Below are 20996 nucleotides of genomic sequence, written 5' to 3' on the forward strand. Positions count from 1 at the left end.
GCCGGAGCGGATTGTGTCCGCTCCGGCCGTCACGATGTTGTGAAACCGTTCTGCCACAGCCGCCCCAAAATTTATGAAAGCTTAACGAAATCGGTATGAATCGGTATAGTCGCGTCTTACATCCGCCATGCGGTGGGCAAGACGCACGAGCGTGCGGAACGGAGCCGGTTGCGGCTGGAGCGGGTGACCATGAAATTGCCGGGAAACAAAGCTACCGCGTTGCCGCTTGCAGCGCTCGTGGCGACGCTGGCCCTGGGAACGCCGCAAGCAGGCGCGCAGGGGCTTTTCGACATGCTTTTCGGCGGCGGCGTAAGGCACGAGCCGCGAGGTGAGTTTCCTCCTCCGCCACCAAGGCGCAAGCCGAACCCCAACGTATCCGCCGGCGGTGGTGGCGGCAGCGTGAAGATCAGCAGCCCTTCCTACTACACCTACAAAGCCGACAAGCTCGTGCGCGTCGACTTCTCGGCGCTTACGGCAGCGCCGCAGCCGGCGACGCCGCAGGACGCCGCCTTCGTGCCCTCAGCCACCGGCAACGCCTTTCGCGAGGCAATCGCCGGACTGAGCGACTACGAGCTCTATGCGGAGCCGGATATCGCCAAGGCGCTGATCGCCTATTATTCGGCCAATCCGGATTTCATCTGGGTGACCGGAGCCAACGCCAACAGCCGCGCACAGGACGCGGTGCGGGTGCTTGGCGAGGCGGCGAGCTACGGCCTGGCACCGTCCGACTACACGGTCGACGTGCCGACCGCCGCTGCGTCGACTGGTGACGCCGCTGCACGTTTGAAGGAGTTCGTGCGCTTCGAAATGGCGCTGTCGGCTCGCGTGCTTCGCTATGTCCATGATGCCCAAAGCGGCCGCGTCGAACCCAACCGCATGACCGGCTACTATGATTTCCCCGCCAAGCCGCTCGACATGGAAGGCGTTTTGAAGACGCTGGCGCACACCCAGGAAGTGCGCACCTATCTCGAATCGCGGCATCCGCAGAACCCGGAGTACCAGGCGCTGCGCGTCGAGCTGGAGTCGCTGCAAGCGAGCGCCGAAAACGAGATCGTCGTCGATCCCAACCTGTTGCTGAAGCCGGGCGAAACCAGTCCCGAGCTTCCCAAGCTGCTGAGCCTGATCGCGCGCGATCTCGACGACGAGATGGGCGGCGCCTACGGCGAAGTGCTGTCGCGGCTCGCCACCAGCGACGTCTACCTCCCTGAGCTGGTCCCGGTCATCAAGGCGGTGCAGCAAAAAGCAGGCATGAAGGGCGACGGCGTCATCGGACCGCGCACCGTCGCGTCGCTGGCCGGAACGTCCAAGGCCGACCGGTTGCTCAAGGTACAGGTGGCGCTGGAAGAACTGCGCTGGCTGCCATCCGACCTCGGCAGCCCGCGTGTGTTCATCAACCAGCCAGCCTTCACGGCGAGCTACATCGACAATGGCGAGGAAAAGCTGAAAACCCGTGCGGTCATCGGCAGGACCACCAACCAGACCGCCTTCTTCTACGACCAGATCAAGCAGGTCGACTTCCATCCCTATTGGGGGGTGCCGCAGTCGATCATCGTCAACGAAATGCTGCCGAGATTGCGCGGCGATCCGGGTTATCTCGACCGCGCCGGCTATGAGGTGACCGATTCGCGCGGCAAGCGCATTCCGTCCTCGGCGGTCAACTGGGGCGGCTATGGCGCGAACATCCCCTACAGCGTGCGCCAACTCCCGAGCGAGGCCAATGCGCTGGGCGAATTGAAGATCCTGTTCCCCAACAAGCACGCCATCTACATGCACGACACGCCGCAGAAGTCGTTCTTCCAGCGCGATATGCGTGCGCTCAGCCACGGCTGCGTGCGGTTGCAGGACCCGCGCGGCATGGCGGCTGCGGTGCTGGGCACGTCGGTCGACTACATCGCCGAGAAGCTGAAGCACGGGCACGCGACCGAGAATGTGACGCGCACAATCCCGGTCTATGTGGCCTATTTCACCGCATGGCCAGACATGTCCGGCAAGGTCGAATACTTCAACGACGTCTACGACCGGGACACGCGGTTGAAGCAGGCCCTGGACGCCACCGAAGCGGCACGCTCCCCGTCGAGCTGAGAATTCAGCGGGCCGAGAGCGGTCGCCGGAAACCGGCGTCGCGCCCTGCGATCAGCCAGTAGACAAGCCCGGCGACCAGGCCTGCAGCGGCGATGATGCCGATGTCGGCCCAGCGCTCCGAGGCCATGTCCTCGAGCGCGCTCGGCCAGATCAGGGCAAAGCCGCCGACCGCCGCCGCACCGCCGAAGAGCATGTGGAGCCGCAAGCCGCGCAACGAGAAGAATTCGGCGATCAATGCGAAGATCAGGGTCTGCGCCCCGGTCAGCACGATCGTCAGGAAATAGATGAACATGCCGAGCGGCGGCACCACCAGCGCCGCGATCGGCGAGACGCCCATGAGGTCGAAATACCGGGGCGCATTGGGCAGGGAGCTCAGCGCAGCGTAAATCGCGACGATGGCAATCAGTCCGACCAGCACGGCGACGAGATAGCCGGCAAGCACCATCAAGATACGTTTCAACACATGCCTGGCCGTCGCCATGCATACCCCCCGTGAAGCTCCGCTGTAATCAGCCATCAAAGGTGCATTGGCGCAAGGGCGGGCACATCTCACGCCGCAGGCTCGGCATTTTCAGATGGGACCGGTGATCATTGCCGGGAGGGATCGTAGAACGGGTTGCCCGTCCCGCAGGTTTCCCCTGACGAAGCTATCTGGGTTCGGCTGTCACCGGATCATAGGTGATTTCGACCTTCGCCTTGTCGGCGGTGTAGTAGGTGACGGTATAGGCGCCATCATCCCAGTCGACCTCCTTGACATAGCGGAAGCCATCGCGCTGCTCGACCTTGGCGATGATGTCCGACAATTTCTTGGCATTGGGCGGCGGCAGCGGTTTTTCGTCGGCCGCCAGAACCGGGCCGGAGCCGAGAAGAACGGCGACGCTTGTCGCCACGAGAAATCTGGTCATGGTTTTCCCTCAAGTTTCGACAGGGGGAAACTCAGTGATGGGGAGGTTTGTTCCCCAGGCGGGATGGATGGCCAGGCTATGCATCGGCTTTGTGACTGCCCTCGAGCAATTCCCGATTTTCTTGCAATCAACCCCGCCGGCTTTGTCCCGGCGCTACAAGACGGCGAATGATCATGGTCGAATCGATCGCGATTCTCGAATACCTGCTCGCCCGCACGGGCCGAGCCCGCTCGCCGTCGCCCCACATGATCCGGCTTTCGTCGCCTACCTGCAATCTTTCGGAGGGCTTCTCAACCCCCACGCGTCAGGCTGACCGCTTAAGCTCTGCCACCTGCACACCCAGCCGGAACGCCTGACCGTCGGCGTATGAGCGCGCATAACTTTCGGCTGAGAATGGGACGGTGGTGGTGACGCCATTGACGGTCACGCGAACCGACCACGACTTTTCCCTGACGATTTCAACGGCGTGTTCTGCCATGTTCTCCCCCGAGAATCTGACGTTGAGGAAGCTACCATAGCGTCGCCCAACTGATTTGCATACAAACAAACCGACAGATGGTGACGGAAACCCAAAATCAATAAGGGCGAGGCGCCAAGCTGTTTGGCCTACGCGCCAGTAGCTTTTTTGGACAAAGTGGAGGGGCCTAGTCATCCAACAAATCAGTTTAGTTGGATGGTGGGCGATGCAGGGATTGAACCTGCGACCCCACCCGTGTGAAGGGTGTGCTCTCCCGCTGAGCTAATCGCCCGCTCGTTGCCCGAAGGCCAAGCGAGCCGCGATATAAGGGAGGGCGGTGCGGGAAGTCAAGGCGGTGTCCGGCGTTCTCACAGGGGCAATCGCTTCAGGTTTCGTCATACTCTTTCAAGCGCCGGCGCCGCCCCTCACCTGCCTGCCGGCATCCTCTCCCCGTATAGACGGGGAGAGGGGGCTGTGTCGCCGTTTTCGCCAATTTTTAACGTTGCAATGGAGGCGCCAGCGTTCCGGCCAGACCCTTCTCCCCGTCTCTGTGCGGGGAGAAATGCCCGGCAGGGCGATGAGGGGCGGCGCCGACTTCGATCATTAGAGGCATCCGCCGCAAACAGGAAACTGTCATTGAACCTGTCCCGGCCGCCCGCTATCCGTTCAATGTTGCGCCGCGGCGATCAGCCGCTCAGCCAGGTCCAGCGTCAGCGCGTCGAAATGCGAGATTACCGCCGAGGGCTCGAATTCGCGCACGTGGCGGTCGGTGTAGCCGAAGTCGACGGCCACCACTGGGATGCCGGCGGCTTTCGCGGTGTCGATGTCGGTCTGCGAATCGCCGACCATCAAAGCTCGGTGCGGGTCGCCGCCGGCGCGCTTGATGGTTTCGGTGAGGTGACGCGGGTCGGGTTTGCGGAAGGCGAAGGTATCCTGTCCGGCAATCGCCGCGAAGTGTTTGGTCAGGCCGAGCGCCTCGATCAGCGCCAGCGAGTTGGCCTCGTATTTGTTGGTGCAGACGGCCAGGAGATAGCCTGCCTTCTCGAAGCGGGCGATCGCCTCGAGGACGCCGGGGTAGGGGCGGGACTTGCCGGGAATGTTGAGGGTGTAGTGGTCGAGGAACAGTTTCAGCAGCCGGTCGTGTTCGGCGACATCGAGCGACCGCTGCTGCGCGGCGTGCGCCCGCTCGATCATGACGCGGCCGCCATGGCCGACGAAGCGCCTGAAGCCGGCTTCGTCGACGGCCGCGAGCGCGCTGGCGGCAAGGCTGTGGTTAAGGCTGTCGAGCAGGTCCGGCGCTGTGTCGATCAGCGTACCGTCGAGGTCAAACACGATGATCGGGCGGGTCATGATCCATCCTGGGTAGTTTATGCAATGGGCAGGCGATAAAGGCTGCGGCGCGTCAAGGCAAGCGCCGGGCAGGCTCGTTCAGGCAAGCAAGCTCCCCGGACCGGGCATTCGCGACGAACCGCCAGCCATGAAAAAACCCGCCAGTGCGGCGGGTCCCGGCGCAAATCTGCACCATAGGCAAATATGTAGCATAACTGCCTTCACCCAGTCAATGGCATATAAGAAAAAATTCCTATTAACGTTGCCCGCGCATCGCTCGCTGACCGCGCGGGCACACCATTGACGGGAGGCCGACCGTCATCAACCTACGCCGCTGCAAGGGCTTTGACCGGACCGGCAAAAATGGTAGGAGCCGCAAACACCAGGTTCCGGGGCGGTAAAAGCGGCATGGATGCAAGACAGTTGAAGGTCGAAGCCGCGCGGGCGGCCCTTGCCCATGTCACCGACGGCATGCGGCTCGGCATCGGCACCGGCACCACCGCCGACGAGTTCGTGCGGCTGCTTGCCGACAAGGTGGCCACCGGCCTGACCATCATCGGCGTGCCGACGTCCGAGCGCACCGCCTCGCTGTGCCGCGAGCTTGGGGTGCCGCTGTCGACACTGGAGGACACGCCGGAACTCGATCTCACCGTGGACGGCGCCGACGAAGTCGACCCCGCACTAACGCTGATCAAGGGCGGCGGCGGCGCATTGCTGCGCGAGAAGATCGTCGCGGCGGCTTCCGCTCGCATGATCGTCATCGCCGATCGCTCCAAGATGGTCGAGACGCTCGGCCGTTTTCCATTGCCCATCGAGGTCAACCCGTTCGGCCTGCGCGCAACCGAAATCGCGATCGGGAAGGCGGCTGCAAGGCTCGGCCTTTCCGGTCCGGTTACATTGAGGATGACGGGCGGCCAGGCTTTTGTTACAGACGGCGGCCACTTTATCCTCGATGCATCTTTTGGCCGCATTCCGGATACAAGAGCGCTATCGAATGCTCTCCACGCCATTCCCGGCGTGGTCGAGCACGGTCTTTTCATCGGGCTGGCGTCAGCGGCCATCATCGCCGGGGGCGATGGCATCCAAACCGTCCATGCCGCCTGAAAAACAGGGAGTTCTATCGACCATGATGTTGCATAACCGGGTTCGCCGCTTGTCCGTCCTTCTGGCGGCATCGGCCGTCTTCGCCTTCTCTTCGCCGGCGTTCTCGCAGGACGTCACGGAAGCACACCTGAAGGCGGCGCGCGCCGCGGTCACCGCGATCCATGCGACCGACCCGTTCGACAACATCCTGCCGCAGGCCGCCGCCGCCCTCGAATCGCAGCTCATCCAAAAGAACCCCGACATGCAGGAGCTGATCGCCAAGACGATCAGCGAGAAGGCGCTGGCGCTTGCCTCGCGCCGGGCCGACCTGGAGAAGGAAGCGGCCCTTGCCTATGCGAAGGTGTTTTCCGAACAGGAACTCAACGACATCGCGACCTTCTACAATTCGGACTCCGGCAAGAAGCTCCTCGAGAGCGGCCCGGCCGTGACGCGCGACCTGGTGAAGGCCGCCGATATCTGGCAGAACGGGCTTGCTCGTGACCTCGCCCAGCAGGTCGGTGAAACGCTGGCCGCGGCGGCCAAGGCGAAAGCGCCGGCAGCGCCTGCTAATGCGGCCGCGCCCGCCGATGGCGCCGCGCCTGCCGATGGATCGGCCCCTGCCGACGACACGCAGAACTGATCCTGCCATTCCAAACGGCCCTGCGGCCATCTGTGAAGCCCGGCTCGTCCGGGCTTTTCTTTTGATGGTTTGCGGCCTACCTGTCACTCACATTTTCCGAAGCTCAAGGAGCCGCGCAATGGCCGGTTACGACTACGATCTTTTCGTTATCGGCGGCGGTTCGGGCGGGGTGAGGGCGGCGCGCGTCGCCGCAGCGCTCGGCAAGCGCGTCGGCATCGCCGAGGAATATCGCTTCGGCGGCACCTGCGTCATCAGAGGCTGCGTACCGAAGAAGCTCTATGTCTATGCTTCGCAATTTCCCGAGCATTTCGCCGATGCCGCCGGCTATGGCTGGACGGTGCCGGAAGCCAGTTTCGACTGGCCCACGCTGGTCGCCAACAAGGACCGCGAGATCAGCCGTCTGGAGGCGATCTACAAGAGGAACGTCGAGGGCGCCGGCGGCGAGGCCTTTCACACGCGCGCCATGATCGTCGACCCGCATGTGGTGCATCTTCTGGACCAGGACCGTACCGTCACCGCCGACCAGATCCTGATCGCCACCGGCGGCCGTCCGGCGCCGCACCCGGCATTGCCCGGCCACGAACACTGCATCTTCTCCAACGAGGCCTTCGACCTCAAGCAGTTGCCCAAGTCGATCATGATCGAAGGCGGCGGCTATATCGCGGTCGAATTCGCCAACATCTTCCATGGCCTGGGCGTCGACACCACGCTGGTCTATCGCGGCAAGGAGATCCTCAGCCGCTTCGATATGGACCTGCGGCGCATGCTGCACGAAACGATGGAGAAGAAGGGGATCAAGATCCTTTGCCATGCCGTCTCGGAATGGATCCGCAAACGGCCGGACGGCCGGCTCGACGCGTTGCTCACCGGCGGCCAGACGCTGACGGTCGACCAGGTGATGCTCGCCATCGGCCGCATCCCCAACACCGAGAATATGGGACTGGAAGGCATCGGCATCGAGATGACCGCGACCGGCGCGATCCAGGTCGACGCGTACTCCCGCACCAACGTCGAAAACATCTGGGCGATCGGCGACGTCACCAATCGCGTGCAACTGACGCCGGTGGCGATCCACGAGGCGATGTGCTTCGTCGAGACCGCCTTCAAGGGCAACCCGACCGCGCCCGACCACGACACGATCGCCACCGCCGTGTTCTCGCAGCCGGAGATCGGCACGGTCGGCCTGTCGGAAGACGAGGCGGTCAAGCGCTTCCCCGACATCGAGATCTATCGCGCGGCATTCCGTCCGATGCGGCACACCTTGTCCGGCCGCGACGAAAAGATGCTGATGAAGCTGGTGGTCGATGGCGCGTCTAAGAAGGTACTCGGCGCGCACATATTGGGGCCGGATGCCGGCGAGATGGCGCAGCTTCTCGCCATTCCGCTGAAGGCCGGGCTGGTCAAGGATGATTTCGACCGCACCATGGCCGTGCATCCGACGGCCGCGGAAGAGCTTGTGACCATGTACAAGCCGACTTACCGAGTGAAGGATGGCGAGCGCGTAGACTGACGGACAAACGCGCCGCGGCAAGGTACTTGCCGCGACGCAGCTAGGAGAGCTGCTACAGCAACGTGCCGCGCAGGATCACCTGCGCCACCGAGAAATAGATGACAAGCCCGGTGACATCGACCAGCGTGGCGACAAACGGCGCCGACGCGCTGGCCGGGTCGAAGCCGACGCGTTTCAAGGCGAACGGCAACATCGAACCCGACAGCGAGCCGAAGGTGACGATGCCGACCAATGCCGCTCCGACCGTCGCGGCGATCAACGGCCAGTGCGGGCCGTAGTCGTAGAAGTCGAAATACTGCCAGAGCGCGATGCGGCAGATGCCGACGACGCCGAGTATCGCCCCGAGCAGGAGGCCGGTGGGCAATTCGCGCAACGCCACCCGCCACCAGTCGCGCAGGCCGATCTCGCGCAATGCCAGCGCGCGTATGACCAGCGAGGTCGCCTGCGAGCCGGAATTGCCGCCGGAACTCATGATCAGCGGAATGAAGAGCGTCAGCACGATCGCTTTTTCCAGCTCGCTCTCGTAGCTTTGCATCGCGTTGGCCGTCAGCATCTCGCTGATGAACAGCGCGCACAGCCAGCCGGCACGCTTCTGGATCATGGCGAGGAAGCTCATCTTCATGTAGGGCTCGTCCAGAGCCTCCATGCCGCCGAAGCGATGCACGTCCTCCGTCGTCTCCTCGATCATCGTGTCGATGATGTCGTCGATGGTGACGATGCCGAGGATCTTGCCGTGATCGACGACGGGAACGGCGAGCAAATCGTATTTGGAGATCGTCTGCGCCAGGGTTTCGCGATCGGTCAAAGGCGTGACGGTCACCGGCACGCGGTCCGGCGCCACCGACAGGATCGAATCGTCAGGCTCGCCGGTGATGAGCCGGCGCAGACCGGTCGAGCGCATGAGCAGATGCGTCTCGGGATCGACGATGTAGATGGCGTAGACGGTTTCGCGCGTCCGCTCGACCTTTCGGATGTAGTCGAGCGTGCGGCCGACGGTCCAGTCCGAGGGCACGCTGACGAACTCCGTCGTCATGATCGAAGCGGCACTGCCTTCGGGGTAACCGAGAATCGAGAGCAGGGTTGCGCGCAGCGGGGGCGCCAGCACGCCGAGCAGCTCGGAACGGGCGGGTTCGTCAAGATCGCGCAGGATGTCGGCAGCGCGATCGACCGACATGGCGGTAAGCAGCTTGCCCGCCTTGGCGCGAGGCAAGGCCTCCGCCAGCTCTGGCGCGCCCTCGAGCTCCGGCTGGTCGAAGATATCGACCAGCCGTTCGAACGGCACTTCGCAAAGCAGCTCGGTCGCCGTTTCGCGCGACTCGCGGTTGAGCGCTTCGACCACGTCTGCGACATGGTCGTTTGCAAGGATGCGGGCGATGGCGACGGCCTCGTCGTCCGCTACGGGGGAAAAATCGTTCATGGTTCACTCCTTGCCGTCCGGCAAGACGTGAACCGTCGAGGTCACGTCAGGGCGGACGGCGGTTGCGTTCGACTGTGACTGTCGCCAGGCATGGCGCGGTGACCTTTCCGCTCGCGGGTTCGAGTTTGATGTCTGCGAGCGGGCGCAACATAGGAGCTCGCCTTGCCCTGTCAATCGAAGTGATCGAGGAAAATGCGGGCAACATGCCCCAGTCGCGAGACTGTGATCGCTGAAGCGTATCGCGCCGAAACGGTAAAATGGCTGGACGGCCTATGCCGCGGCGAGTCCGGCTACTTCTGCTTCAGCCGGCGCGGAAAACGCAGCCATTTGTCGTCGACCGGCCTTGGCACCGGCCCTGGCTGTGCGAGAATGGTGGTGAGCTCGGGAGGCAGGCTCGGCACCAGCGGCTTCTTGGTGGCGACGCCGTCCGCGATCGCGACGATCGAGTGGTAGAACTCGGCGCCGGTGACCGATCGCGGCGCCACCGCTTCATGCATGACGCTGATCACCGTTACATCCGGGCAGTTGTCCTTGATCGCCTGGTGGAAGGCAACCTTGCCCTCCGGATCGAGTGCGCCGGTCGCCTCGTCCAGGAATAGCAGCCCGGGTTGATGGAGCACGATGCGGGCCACCACCAGCTTCTGTTTCTGACCGCCGGACAGGACCTGATCCCAGCTTTTGCCTTCGCGGCTTTCGTCGCCCATATTCTCGATGAAGTCGCCCAGACCCGCCTTGTGCAGCGCGGACGCGACCTGCGCGTCGCCATGGTCGTGCTCGGAGCCCGGCAGGCAGACCAGCTGCTTCAGGGTCACCTGCTGCAGCTTGACCTCCTGGGCTGCATAGAAACTCTTCACCCCTTCGGGGAAGACGATGGTGCCGCGGCCGTAGGGCCACAGGCCGTTGATGGCCTTGATCAGCGAGGTCTTGCCGCAGCCGGATTCGCCTTTCAGGAAGGTCCATTCGCCGCGCCGGAAGCGCAGGTTCGCCGCTACGAGGAAAGGCGTTGCGTCCTCACCCTGATGCGCCAGTTCGAGCTTCTGGATGGTCAAGCCAAAAACCGGGTTCTGGCTGGCGTAGCGGAAGTCGGAACGGCCGCTCTGGCTGTAGAATTCCTGGGGGTGCTGAACGTTCTCGATCGCATTGGCCAACTCGGTGACACGCTGGCTGTTGGCGCGCAGGGTGGCGATGGCGGGCATGACATGGATGAACCACGAACATTGGCCGATCAGCGAATTGACCAGTTCGGAGCCGGTTATGTAGCCCTTCAGGTCGAAGCCGTTGTGGATGAACGGCACAAGGCCCGGTCCATAGGCGACAATGCGGGCGCCGATGAAATTGTAGATCAGCTCGAACGACATGTAGACGGTGTTGACGATGTTGAGCCGCGTCCATGTGCCGTCAATATCGCCATAGAGGCGGCCATGCATGGTCCTCTGAACGCTTTCGCCCCGCGAGGCCGCGACATGGAAGCTGCGGCGCAGGAATGTCGTCAGCTCGCCACGGTAACTGCCTTCGGCCTGCTGCATCCTGACATTGAGACGCTCGAGCATGCCACCGAGCTTTACCGCGATCCAAGTGTTGAGCGGCACATAGATGGCGACGGCAAGGAGGGCGAGGATGGCGCTGCCATAGCTGCCGAGGAATTCGAGCCCCTTTACCTCGACGGAGGTCTCGAGCAGCTTCTGGCCGACGAAATAAAGCGAGGTGGCGACACCCAGCACGCCCATGGCTAGGCCGATGGCGCCACCGGTCATGTCCTTGATCGATTCCTGGACGCGCTGATCGATGTTGTCGGGGGCCGGCGCGCCATTGCCGGTCGAGGCATGCTGGGCGTGGAAATGGGTGTGGTTGCCGTCCAGCAGCGCCTCGTTGAAACGGCTGTCGAGCCAACCGCGCCATTTGCGGTGCAAGGTTGCCGAGACAAGATTGCGGATGCCCGTGAAGCCGGCGTCCTTGAGCACGACCAGCAGCACCAAAATACCGGCATTGGCCAAAAGCGTCTGGAGAGGGGTGGTGTTGGCGGCGTCGTGGAAGAAGGCGATCGAGTTGACCAGTTCTCCGGACGCTTCTGCGAACCAGACGCCGGCCTTGCTGGACAGAGCGGTGAGCAGCGCGATCACCAGCGTCAGCGTCCAGGCCTCCTTCCACCGGTCCGAGACCCAGTAGGCGCGCATCAGGCCCCAGAAGCTGCGCATCGAGGAAACCGGGGTCAGAAGCGACCGCCTTGCGGCATCGCTGTGTAGTCCATCTGTTCCTGACAGTTGCGGTGGTCTGTCGACCCGAATCACAATCCCGCCCAAACCTTTTTTGTATTGTTACGGATGGTAACACCAATTGATCATTTTCCATTATTTTTTATAGGGGGGCAGCGGGATTGAGGTGGATGCCGTGGCTGCAGGGCAACAGGTTCGGCTTCCCGAGCGTCGCGCCAAAGCCGACGAAAAGCCGGTTTAAGCTAGTGATGTCAGGTAATTACGCGGCATCAGAGCGCGACGTTTCTACCTTCCCCTAGGGAAGGCGTTCGCACGAATTTGTGACCCGCTTGGGCTGCCCGGCAAGCCGGCTTTTCATTGCAGGCTAATCAAAATTCCGGAAAACACGTCGCCCTGGACGCCTGATTCCTCGCCGGCATGTCCCCGCCGGAAGTCCGGAAATGACCTGAGACGCTGTGCAAGCCAGCGATCGACCGGACCGGCGGCATCAAGGCAGGCCGCGACGTCGGCAAAGCCAATGATCGCGGAACCCACGGGGGCCAGGCGTTGCCTCACGCCCGGGGAGGGCTGCTTGAAAATCCTGCGTTTAAGATCGGGTTCAGTCGACTTTTTCCAGTTCGCCACGCGCCTTGGCGGCGGCTACCTGGCGGATGGCGTCGGCGAGCGTGTCGACGTCCTGCGCGCCCATCACCGCATATTTGCCCTCCACCAGGAAGCATGGCACGCCTGATATGCCCATGCGCGACGCGGTGGCGATCTCGGTGCGAACCGCCTCGACATCGGCATCGGTCGGCAAGAGCGTCTCGACAACGGATGCGTCCATTCCGGTCTCGCGCGCCGCCTCGACCAGCACGGCGTGATCGCCGATGTTGGCGCCTTCTTCGAAGTTCAGCTGGAACAGGCGGCGCACCAGCCGGTTCTGCACGTCTTCGCCAGCCGCACCGGCCCAGCGAATGACGCGATGGGCGTCAAGCGTGTTGGGCGCGACCTTGATGGCGCCGAAAGCGAAGGAAATGCCTTCGGCTTCACCGAGCGGCTCGATACGGGCGTGGATCTGGCGAATGTGTTCGTCGCTGCCGAACTTGGCCAGCATATACTCGCGGCGATCCTTGCCTTCCGGCGGAATGGTCGGATCGAGCTGGAACGGCCGCCAGCGTATATGCACATCCACCTCGCCGGCGGCGGCGACCGCCTTATCCAGCCGCTTCTGGCCGATGAAGCACCATGGGCACACGACGTCGGACACCACGTCTATGGTGATCGTATTCGCTTGGCTCATCTCGATCTCCTGAACGTTCGGGCGCCGTGCACTTACCGGGCTTCCACTCCTGGGCCTATGCTCAGTTCGGCTTTCGCCACCAGGTCGGCAACTGGTAACCGAATATGGGCGTCTTTTGCGGATGGTCCAGATAATTCCAGTAAGCAATCCATTGCTGCGTGTTGTGCTGCATCGGCACCATGTAGTTGCCGGAGATCAGCAACCGGTCGAGAACGCGCACGGCGGCGACGTAATCCTCCTTGGTGCGGGCGCGCAACATGGCCTCGATCGCAGCGTCCACCGCGGGATCGGCGACGCCGGCGAGGTTGAACGAACCTTCAGCCTTGGCGGCGGAGGATGACCAACGCCCGATCTGCTCGATGCCGGGCGAGAGCGAATTGTTGAAGCCGCTCGAGCCGATCAGCACCTCGAAATCGAAACGCTGCTTGCGCGACTGTATCTGGTCGCCGTCGAGGCTGCGGATGGAGACATCGATGCCGATCTTTTCCAGCGTGCGCTGGTAGATGCCGGCGAGACGCTCCTCGTCCTGCGAGGCGGTCAGGATCTCGAAGCCGAAGGGCTTGCCCTCGGGGTCGAGCATCGTGCCGCCCTGCAGGTGGTAGCCGATGCTTTTCAGGAGATCGAAAGCCGCTTTCAGCACCTTTCGGTCCTGGCCCGAGCCATCGGTCACCGGCGGCCGCCAGGTTCCGTCCATGACGTCGGCCGGCACGCGGCCGGGGTAGGGCGCCAGCAACGCTTTTTCCCTGTCGTCGGCCGGATGGCCGAGCGCCGAAAGCTCGGAATTCTGCCAGTAGCTCATCGTTCGCGCGTATTTGCCGCCAAACAGGTTCTTGTTGGCCCATTCGAAGTCGTAGAGCATGCCGAGCGCCTGACGCACCACGGGGTTCGAGAATTTCGGCAGCCTCGTGTTGAACAGGAAACCGGTCACGACGGGTGGAATACCGGTGTCGAAAGTTTCGGCAACCACCTCTCCCCTATGGAAAGCGGGAAAATCCAGATCGCGTTCGCGCTTCACCGGATCGCTGTCGTCGTCGATGGCGCAAAGGCCTTTCTTGAACGCCTCGAGCTTGGCATTGGCGTTGAGGAAATATTCGATGGTGATCTGGTCGTAATTGTCGAAGCCGCGCTTGGCCGGAATATCCTTGCCCCAATAGTCCGGGTTGCGCTTGAAAACGATGCGCTGGCCGGGCGTCACCTGTGCGATCCTGTAGGGGCCGCTGCCGATCAACGGCTTCAGCGTCGTCCTGTCGAAAGTCTCGATGTCGAAGGCGTGCTTGGGGATGATCGGCGTCAGCGCGATGATCAGCGGAAATTCGCGATCGGCCTTGTCGTTGAAGGTGAACCGCACGCTGTGGTCGCCGGTCTTCTCAAGCTTGGCAATCCTGGCCATGCGGTCGCTGTAGGGCGGACGGCCTTTCTGCGTATAGGCATCGTAGGTGAACAGCACGTCCTCCGGCGTCACCGGCTGGCCGTCCGACCATTTGGCATTCGGGTTGAGATGGAATTCGATGCTCTTGCGCTCGGAATCCATGTCGGCCGACTCGGCAAGCAAGCCATAGAGCGTGAAGGCCTCGTCGGCATTGCGCTGCATCAGCGGCTCGAAGACCAGATTGCCGAAGATCGTGTCCATCATGCCGCGCGCCGTGGTGCGCAGGCTCTTCAGGATGAAGGGGTTGAGATTGTCGAAACTGCCGACGACGCAATAGGTAATGCTGCCGCCCTTCGGCGCGTCGGGATTGACGTAGTCGAAATGCGCATAGTCGGGCGGCAGGGCCGGCTCACCCTGCATGGCAATTGCATATCTGGGTTCCGACGCCGCCGGCAGGGGCGAAAGGGCGAAAAATGATGTCGCGGTGATCAGCCAAACGAGAACGCGGCCCATGACCGTCTCCTTACCGGGTCGGCTTGATGATTCGGTGCGCACACTAGCATGGGGCACCGCCAATGTTCGTTGCCAAGAATCGCAGATTGCGGGCTGGATTCGGCACCGCTTGCAGTGTAACACGCCGTCCGAAGTCATTCTGTTGCCTCATTTCGGCAACAGGTAGCTGGACCACACGGCGCGAAGAAGCGGGTCCCCGGGATCATTTGAGAGGAAGTGCACGACATGACGAGCCTGAACAGCAATGCGTACCGCCTGTCGGTCATGGCCGCTGGCGTGATCGGCTTTCTGGGCGCGGCAATTCCCGTTGCTTCCGCACAGCAGCAACAACAGATCCCGCAGGGCTGGTTCAAGGCTTGCACAAAGCAGGAAGACGTCGACATCTGCAACGTGCAGAACATCACCACCGCCGGCAACGGCCAGTTGGTCACCGGCGTGAGCCTGATCGAGCTGAAAGGCAAGGTGAACCGCAAGGTCTTCCAGGTGACGGTTCCGACCGGTCGTCTGGTTGGTGCCGGCATTGGCCTCCAGATCGATACCGGCAAAACGCAGAAGCTTGAATATGTGGTCTGCTTCCCCGACCGCTGCGTGGCGGAAGTGCCGCTGACCGACCAGCTCGTCGCCTCCTTCAAGAAGGGCCAGGCGCTCACCTTGACCTCGATCAATTTCCAGAACCAGCCCAATCCGATCAAGGTCGCGCTGCAGGGCTTCAGCGGCGCCTATGACGGCCCGCCGCTGCAGCAGTCGGACATCGAGGACCGGCAGAAGAAGCTCCAGGATTTCGTCGCCAAGAACAACCAGGACTTCGCCAAGAAGCTCAAGGAAGAGCAGGACAAGGCGAAGACCGCGAACTGATCGGTTCGGGCATTCTCAAAGCCACAAAAAAGCGGGGTCATGCCCCGCTTTTTGCTTCTGCACCTGACTCACTGATCAGTGCCTGAGGTGATCAATGCCTGGACTGCCGTTTCGGTTCGTAGCGTCCGTCCGGCTTTTTGTCGAACATTTCCTTGATCTGCGGGTGGCGGACCGGTTCTCCCGATTGGTCCTCGAGCAGATTCTGCTCGGACACATAGGCGATGTACTCGGTTTCCGAATTCTCGGCGAGCAGATGGTAGAACGGCTGGTCCTTGCGCGGGCGCACGTCGACGGGGATCGCCTCGTACCATTCCTCCGTATTGGCGAATTGCGGATCGACATCGAAAATGATGCCCCGGAACGGAAACAGCCGATGGCGAACCACCTGTCCGATCGCGAATTTGGCTGTTCTCATCGTACTCACCACTGAATTCCTTAGCTTTATTTGGCGCAGACTCCGAATCAATTCAATCCCGAAGCTTTGAGCGTCCTCAAGCTGCGTGTGATACGGAGCAAAGATTGTGGGCGAGTTGCCGGCCATCGATGCCTGCCGGCAGCAAATGTGTTCGCAAGCTCACTGCTGGCGCGCTTGCTTTCCCAAGCCACCGCCAAGCGCCGCAAACCCGCTGCCGGGACGGAGCCCTTCGCGCATGAAGAAAGCGCGAAGCGGTGAAAAACCACCAAGCACGCCGAGCCCGGCACCGCGCGCCATCTGCGCCGGCAGCAGGTCGGAAAGCAGCGACATGTTCAGTAGATTGACCGCGCTGCTGCGCGCCAGAATATCGGGCCGGCGCTTGAAGTCATAGATGGCGAGGGCTTTCGCGGCCCCTGGGTCTTCATAATTTTCATTCGCGATTCCAATAAGATCGTCGATATCCCTGATGCCAAGATTGAGCCCTTGCGCGCCGATCGGCGGAAATACGTGGGCGGCTTCGCCGACAAGCGCCACCCGGTCGCGCGCAAAACGCAGCGGCGTCGCCGTTGCAAGCGGATAGACCTGCCGGCCTGGCTCGACCGTCACCCGGCCCAGCATGGACTGCATCCGCTGTTCGACCCGCAGCGACAACGTCGCATCGTCCAGCGCGGCAAGTTCCGTGGCGGTTTCCGGCTTGACCACCCAGACCAGGCTCGAGCGGTTGCCGGGCAGCGGAACCTGCGTGAACGGACCCGTTTCGGTATGGAGTTCGGTCGAGGTGAAGGCATGATCGCGGCCGTGGGAGAAGTTGAGCACCAGCGCTGCCTGGGGATAAGTCCGGGCGGCGGTCGAGATGCCCGCCGCCTGGCGCGCCGGCGACAGGCGTCCGTCGGCGGCAACCGCCAGGGATGCTTCGATCACGCTGCCGTCGGCAAGGGCCGCGCGAGCCTTATCGGCGCCGAGATGCCAGGCATCGACCATGGATGTCAGCCACGCGATCCCGGAATGCGCGGCAACCCTGCCGGCGAGCGCGGGAATGAGGACGCTATTGGGCAGGTTGAGCCCGAACTGATCCTCGTCGATCTCGCTGGCGCGGAAGGTGACGACCGGACTGCGGATCAATCGGTTGGTCGCGTCGACGATGCGCATCACCTTGAGGGGCGCGGCCTGCGGCTTGATGTCGGCGAGGACGCCCAGCCGCTCAAGCACCTTCAAGGCAGGGTTCATCAGTGCCGTCGTGCGGCCATCGGGAGCGGATGCCTCCGGCCCGACGAGCGTCACCGGAAAGCCGGCATTGGCGAAACCGAGCGCGGCGATCAGCCCTGCCGGCCCCGTGCCGGCGATGAGTATCCGTGCTGTTTTCTGATGCTCCAAGATCGGCTTCCGGCTTGCGATGCGGGGCAGCGCACGCGCCCCGCCACTCGATGAGCATATAGGTCAGGTCATACGGCTTGATCAACGGGGCGATTCGGCCCATTCGAAGGTCATGACCGGCCGCCAGGACGACTTCAGCCATCTCGACAGCGCAGGCCGTGCGACGGCCGATATCGCGCGCAACCCGCGTTTGACGGTGAACCTCGTTGTCGGCGCCGGCATCCTGCTTGCCTGGCTGTCCCTGGCCGCAATGGCGGTCCGCGCCGCGGAGGGACGCGCCGCGGGTATCGGCGCGCCCGGCGACGCCTTGTTGAAAACCCTGCCGCAGCTGCCGTTGCCCGATTCGCTGGCCCGGTTCTTCGCCCTCTGCCTCTCGGCCGCGCCCCTGGACGGAGATATCGGCCCGCGCGTCGGTGCGCTGACGGCAATGTGGTTCCTGATGGCGACCGCGACGATGCTGCCCTCGGCGGCACCGATGATCCGAACCTATTGCGAGATCGCCGATACGGCCAGGATCAGGCATGAGCCGGTCGTCCATCCGCTGGTGCTGGTCGCCGGCTATCTCTCGACATGGCTGGCCGCGTCGGCTGGGTTTGCGGCGCTGACGCTCGCCATCGATGCGTTCGCCTCGTCAGGGCAGATGTTCGATCCGGTTCTGGGCATTGCCGGTACCGTCGCCTTGCTGGTCGCCGGCCTCTACCAGTTCAGCGGCCTGAAGGAGGCCTGCCTGAAGAAATGCAGGAACCCGTTCGCGATCCTGTTTGCCAACTGGAGCGCGCGGCCTGCAGCCATTTTCCGGCTCGGCGTCGCGCAAGGCATCTGGTGCCTTGGCTGTTGCTGGGCACTGATGCTGGTGATGTTCGCCGTGGGCGTGATGAACGTCTTCTGGATGGCGCTGATCGGCCTGTTCACCCTGATCGAAAAACAAGCCGCGAGCAGGCTTCCAACCCGGCTGGCCGGTGCGATACTGCTTGTCTGGGCAGCCGCGCTGCTAGTAGTCTCGCTATGAGTGGGGGAAACTCGATGACGGATCCGAGCTGGGCAATGAAGGGGGAGCTCGTACTCTCCTGCAATTGCACGGTTTTTTGCCCTTGCGTGCTGTCGCTGGGCAGCCATCCTCCGACCGAAGGCTATTGCCAGACCTGGGCGGGTTTCCGTATCGATGCCGGTCATTTCGGAGAGGTCGACCTGTCAGGCCTTAATCTCGGGCTGATCATGGAAATTCCCGGCTATATGAGCCGCGGCAACTGGACCGCCGGCCTGTTCATCGACGTCAGAGCCTCGATCTATGCGGTCAAGGCGTTGACGAAGATCTTCACCGGCAAGGCGGGCGGGACGACGTCGCTGCTTTCGATCCTCGTCGGCAAATTCCTCGGTGTCGAACAAGTGCCGATTACCTATGAGACACGCGACAAGACGCGTATCTTCCAGATACCGAAGATCATTGATGGGGCGGTCACGCCAATTGTCGGCAAGGACCGCGACAAGGACACGGTGATCAGCAATTCGGAATATTGGATCGCGCCGGAGATCATCGTGGCCAAGTCCGACAAGAGCAAGATGCGAGCCTTTGGTCGCAACTGGAATTTCGGCGGCCGTTCAGCCGAAATCTGCAAGCTGGACTGGCAGGGCCCGTGAGCAAGAACACAACGGCCAGGAAAGCCGCCAAGAAAATCGCCGACCGGATTCCGCGGCCGAAGAAGAAAGTCACCTGGCCGCAGGCGCGCGCCTTTTCGGTGCATCTCCTGACCGCCTCCGGTTCGTTCCTGGCCTTCCTGTCGCTGGTGGCGGCGAGCGAGGAGCGCTGGACGGCCATGTTCTGGTGGCTGGGGCTGGCGCTGTTCGTCGACGGCATAGACGGGCCGATCGCGCGCAAGCTCGAGGTCAAGGAGATCCTGCCAACATGGTCGGGAGAGCTCCTCGACAACATCATCGACTATGTCACCTATGTGCTGATCCCGGCCTTCGCGCTCTATCAGCGCGGCTTCATGGGCGAGGGCCTGTCGTTCCTGTCGGCGGCCATCATCGTGGTGTCCAGCGCGATCTACTATGCAGACACCGGCATGAAGACGAAGGAGAATTTCTTCAAGGGATTCCCCGTTGTCTGGAACATGGTGGTGTTCACGCTCTTCGTCATCGAGCCGGGACAATGGGTCTCGTTCGCGGTGGTCGTGGTGGCGGGCATCCTGACATTCGTTCCGATCAACTTCATCCATCCGGTTAGGGTGGTGCGGCTGCGGCGCATCAATCTCGCAATGACTCTTTTGTGGTGCGCTTTCGGCGCGCTTGCGCTTGCGCAAGCGGCACTCGCCGCCTTCTATGACCAGATCGGCGTGCTGGGCGCGCAGGTCAGCACCTTCATAAAGATTGGCATTACCGTTACCGGGCTCTATCTCGCCTGTATCGGCGGCATCATGCAGTTCTTTCCAAATCTCGGTGCCAAAAAAGCCTGATCGGCAAATTTCTCAAGGAAGCCCACCATGCCCAAAGCAGTCCGCATCCACGCCCATGGCGGTCCGGAAGTCCTGACCTATGAGGACACCGATCCCGGCCAACCGGGATCAGGGCAGATCCTGGTCAGGCACACGGCAATCGGCCTCAATTTCATCGACGTCTATCATCGCTCCGGTCTCTATCCGCCGCCCGGCGGGTTTCCGCTTATTCCCGGCAGCGAGGCCGCCGGTTTGGTCCTGACTGTGGGCGAGGGCGTTGACTGGCTGAAGCCCGGCGACCGGATCGCCTATGCCGTCACCACAGGCGCCTATGCGCAGGAGCGCGTCATCGATGCCAGCAAGGTCGTCAAGGTGCCGGACGGCATCAGCGACGAGCAGGCGGCAGCAATGATGCTGAAAGGCATGACCGCCGAATATCTCTTGCGCCGGACCTTCAAGGTCAAGGCAGGCGACACCATCCTGTTCCATGCGGCAGCCGGCGGCGTGGGGCTCATTCTCGGCCAATGGGCGAAGCATCTGGGCGCGACCGTTATCGGCACGGCAAGTTCGAACGACAAGATCGAACTCGCCAAGGCACACGGCTTCGACCATGTCATCAACTACAAGGAGCAGGATTTCGTCGCCGGCGTCGCGGCCATAACCGGCGGCAAAAAATGCGACGTCGTCTACGACTCCGTCGGCAACGACACATTCCCGGCCTCGCTCGACTGCCTGAAGCCGCTCGGCATGTTCGTCAGCTTCGGCCAATCGTCGGGACCGATCCCGCCATTCTCGATGTCGCTGCTGGCGCAGAAAGGCTCCTTGTTCGCCACAAGACCGACGTTGTTCGTCTACAATGCAAAACGTGAGGATCTGGACGCCTCGGCGGCGGCTTTGTTCGAGGTCGTGCTCAGCGGCGCCGTCGAGATCAAGATCAACCAGCGTTATGCGTTGAAGGACGCGGGCAAGGCGCACGCGGATCTCGAAGGCCGCCGCACCACGGGCACGACCATACTGGTTCCCTGACGGGAACTGCCCTGGTTTTCAGCTCTCTGCCGCAGGTCTGGGCAAGGTTTGCACGAAAAGCCGGCCCGCCGCGTGGTTGCGCGAAGAAGACTGATCT

Annotated in this window: 20 protein-coding genes and 1 tRNA gene; 9 read left to right on the top strand and 12 right to left on the bottom strand. The window is 62.6% G+C overall.

The genetic code is table 11. The features are described 5' to 3' along the window. The first annotated feature begins 189 nt into the window (after positions 1-189). Positions 190-2082, top strand: a complete 1893-nt coding sequence (locus FJ426_RS10735) for a murein L,D-transpeptidase (RefSeq protein WP_140825204.1) — start codon at positions 190-192, stop codon at positions 2080-2082. Between the two features lie 4 nt (positions 2083-2086). Here the strand turns inward: FJ426_RS10735 and FJ426_RS10740 are convergent, their stop codons facing one another. The 5 genes from FJ426_RS10740 to FJ426_RS10760 form a co-directional block, all read right to left on the bottom strand. Further along, positions 2087-2563 (bottom strand): hypothetical protein, encoded by a 477-nt coding sequence (locus FJ426_RS10740; protein ID WP_140674673.1) that lies wholly within the window; start codon positions 2561-2563, stop codon positions 2087-2089. A gap of 166 nt (positions 2564-2729) precedes the next feature. After that, on the bottom strand, positions 2730-2987 hold the full coding sequence (locus tag FJ426_RS10745) for a PepSY domain-containing protein (RefSeq protein WP_140525200.1): 258 nt from the start codon (positions 2985-2987) through the stop codon (positions 2730-2732). Between the two features lie 304 nt (positions 2988-3291). Further along, positions 3292-3465, bottom strand: coding sequence for a hypothetical protein (locus FJ426_RS31320; RefSeq protein WP_181165341.1), 174 nt, complete (start codon positions 3463-3465; stop codon positions 3292-3294). A 196-nt stretch (positions 3466-3661) separates the two neighbouring features. Then, positions 3662-3736: transfer RNA gene (locus FJ426_RS10755), tRNA-Val, on the bottom strand. A gap of 374 nt (positions 3737-4110) precedes the next feature. Further along, the gene (locus FJ426_RS10760) at positions 4111-4794 is read right to left on the bottom strand and encodes a phosphoglycolate phosphatase (protein ID WP_140498617.1); all 684 of its coding nucleotides are present in this window, start codon (positions 4792-4794) and stop codon (positions 4111-4113) included. Positions 4795-5181: 387 nt separating this feature from the next. Between FJ426_RS10760 and rpiA the strand changes: the two genes are divergently transcribed. From rpiA to gor, 3 genes are all read left to right on the top strand, one after another. After that, positions 5182-5877 carry a ribose-5-phosphate isomerase RpiA gene (gene rpiA / locus FJ426_RS10765; RefSeq protein ID WP_140515391.1) on the top strand — a complete coding sequence of 232 codons (696 nt, stop codon included), beginning with the start codon at positions 5182-5184 and terminating at the stop codon, positions 5875-5877. A gap of 22 nt (positions 5878-5899) precedes the next feature. Continuing rightward, a complete protein-coding gene (locus FJ426_RS10770) occupies positions 5900-6496 on the top strand; it encodes a DUF2059 domain-containing protein (protein WP_140515392.1) in 597 nt (198 codons plus the stop codon). Between the two features lie 118 nt (positions 6497-6614). Then, positions 6615-8006, top strand: a complete 1392-nt coding sequence (gene gor, locus FJ426_RS10775) for a glutathione-disulfide reductase (protein ID WP_140825205.1) — start codon at positions 6615-6617, stop codon at positions 8004-8006. A 52-nt stretch (positions 8007-8058) separates the two neighbouring features. On the opposite strand, the gene mgtE is transcribed toward gor, so the two are convergent. From mgtE to FJ426_RS10800, 5 genes are all read right to left on the bottom strand, one after another. After that, complete coding sequence (mgtE, locus tag FJ426_RS10780) at positions 8059-9423, bottom strand: magnesium transporter (RefSeq protein ID WP_140825206.1); 1365 nt, start codon at positions 9421-9423, stop codon at positions 8059-8061. A gap of 290 nt (positions 9424-9713) precedes the next feature. Then, positions 9714-11618, bottom strand: coding sequence for an ABC transporter ATP-binding protein/permease (locus tag FJ426_RS10785; RefSeq protein WP_181165342.1), 1905 nt, complete (start codon positions 11616-11618; stop codon positions 9714-9716). Positions 11619-11990: 372 nt separating this feature from the next. Continuing rightward, entirely contained in the window at positions 11991-12260 is a 270-nt protein-coding gene (locus FJ426_RS10790; RefSeq protein ID WP_140632767.1) for a hypothetical protein, read from the bottom strand. Next, positions 12235-12915, bottom strand: coding sequence for a DsbA family protein (locus tag FJ426_RS10795; protein ID WP_140561206.1), 681 nt, complete (start codon positions 12913-12915; stop codon positions 12235-12237). Before FJ426_RS10795 ends, FJ426_RS10790 begins: the two co-directional genes overlap by 26 nt. 61 nt (positions 12916-12976) lie before the next feature. Next, a complete protein-coding gene (locus FJ426_RS10800) occupies positions 12977-14797 on the bottom strand; it encodes an extracellular solute-binding protein (protein WP_140515397.1) in 1821 nt (606 codons plus the stop codon). A 225-nt stretch (positions 14798-15022) separates the two neighbouring features. On the opposite strand from FJ426_RS10800, the gene FJ426_RS10805 reads away from it, so the two are divergent. Next, entirely contained in the window at positions 15023-15652 is a 630-nt protein-coding gene (locus FJ426_RS10805; protein ID WP_140498608.1) for an invasion associated locus B family protein, read from the top strand. A gap of 91 nt (positions 15653-15743) precedes the next feature. Here the strand turns inward: FJ426_RS10805 and hspQ are convergent, their stop codons facing one another. After that, on the bottom strand, positions 15744-16067 hold the full coding sequence (gene hspQ, locus FJ426_RS10810; protein ID WP_181165343.1) for a heat shock protein HspQ: 324 nt from the start codon (positions 16065-16067) through the stop codon (positions 15744-15746). 159 nt (positions 16068-16226) lie between these two features. Further along, positions 16227-17441, bottom strand: coding sequence for a UbiH/UbiF family hydroxylase (locus FJ426_RS10815; protein WP_140561205.1), 1215 nt, complete (start codon positions 17439-17441; stop codon positions 16227-16229). A 112-nt stretch (positions 17442-17553) separates the two neighbouring features. Between FJ426_RS10815 and FJ426_RS10820 the strand changes: the two genes are divergently transcribed. Genes FJ426_RS10820 through FJ426_RS10835 form a run of 4 tightly spaced genes read left to right on the top strand, consistent with a single transcriptional unit; the run spans position 17554 to position 20899 of the window. Then, positions 17554-18450: a DUF2182 domain-containing protein gene (locus tag FJ426_RS10820; protein ID WP_181172789.1), complete on the top strand. Its 897-nt coding sequence runs from the start codon at positions 17554-17556 to the stop codon at positions 18448-18450. A gap of 14 nt (positions 18451-18464) precedes the next feature. After that, positions 18465-19079 carry a DUF1326 domain-containing protein gene (locus FJ426_RS10825; RefSeq protein ID WP_140498606.1) on the top strand — a complete coding sequence of 205 codons (615 nt, stop codon included), beginning with the start codon at positions 18465-18467 and terminating at the stop codon, positions 19077-19079. After that, complete coding sequence (gene pcsA, locus FJ426_RS10830; protein ID WP_140498605.1) at positions 19076-19894, top strand: phosphatidylcholine synthase; 819 nt, start codon at positions 19076-19078, stop codon at positions 19892-19894. Before FJ426_RS10825 ends, pcsA begins: the two co-directional genes overlap by 4 nt. A gap of 27 nt (positions 19895-19921) precedes the next feature. Next, positions 19922-20899, top strand: coding sequence for a quinone oxidoreductase (locus FJ426_RS10835; protein ID WP_140498604.1), 978 nt, complete (start codon positions 19922-19924; stop codon positions 20897-20899). Positions 20900-20996: the final 97 nt, after the last annotated feature.

The organism is Mesorhizobium sp. B2-6-4, from assembly GCF_006441495.1.
Lineage (GTDB): Bacteria > Pseudomonadota > Alphaproteobacteria > Rhizobiales > Rhizobiaceae > Mesorhizobium.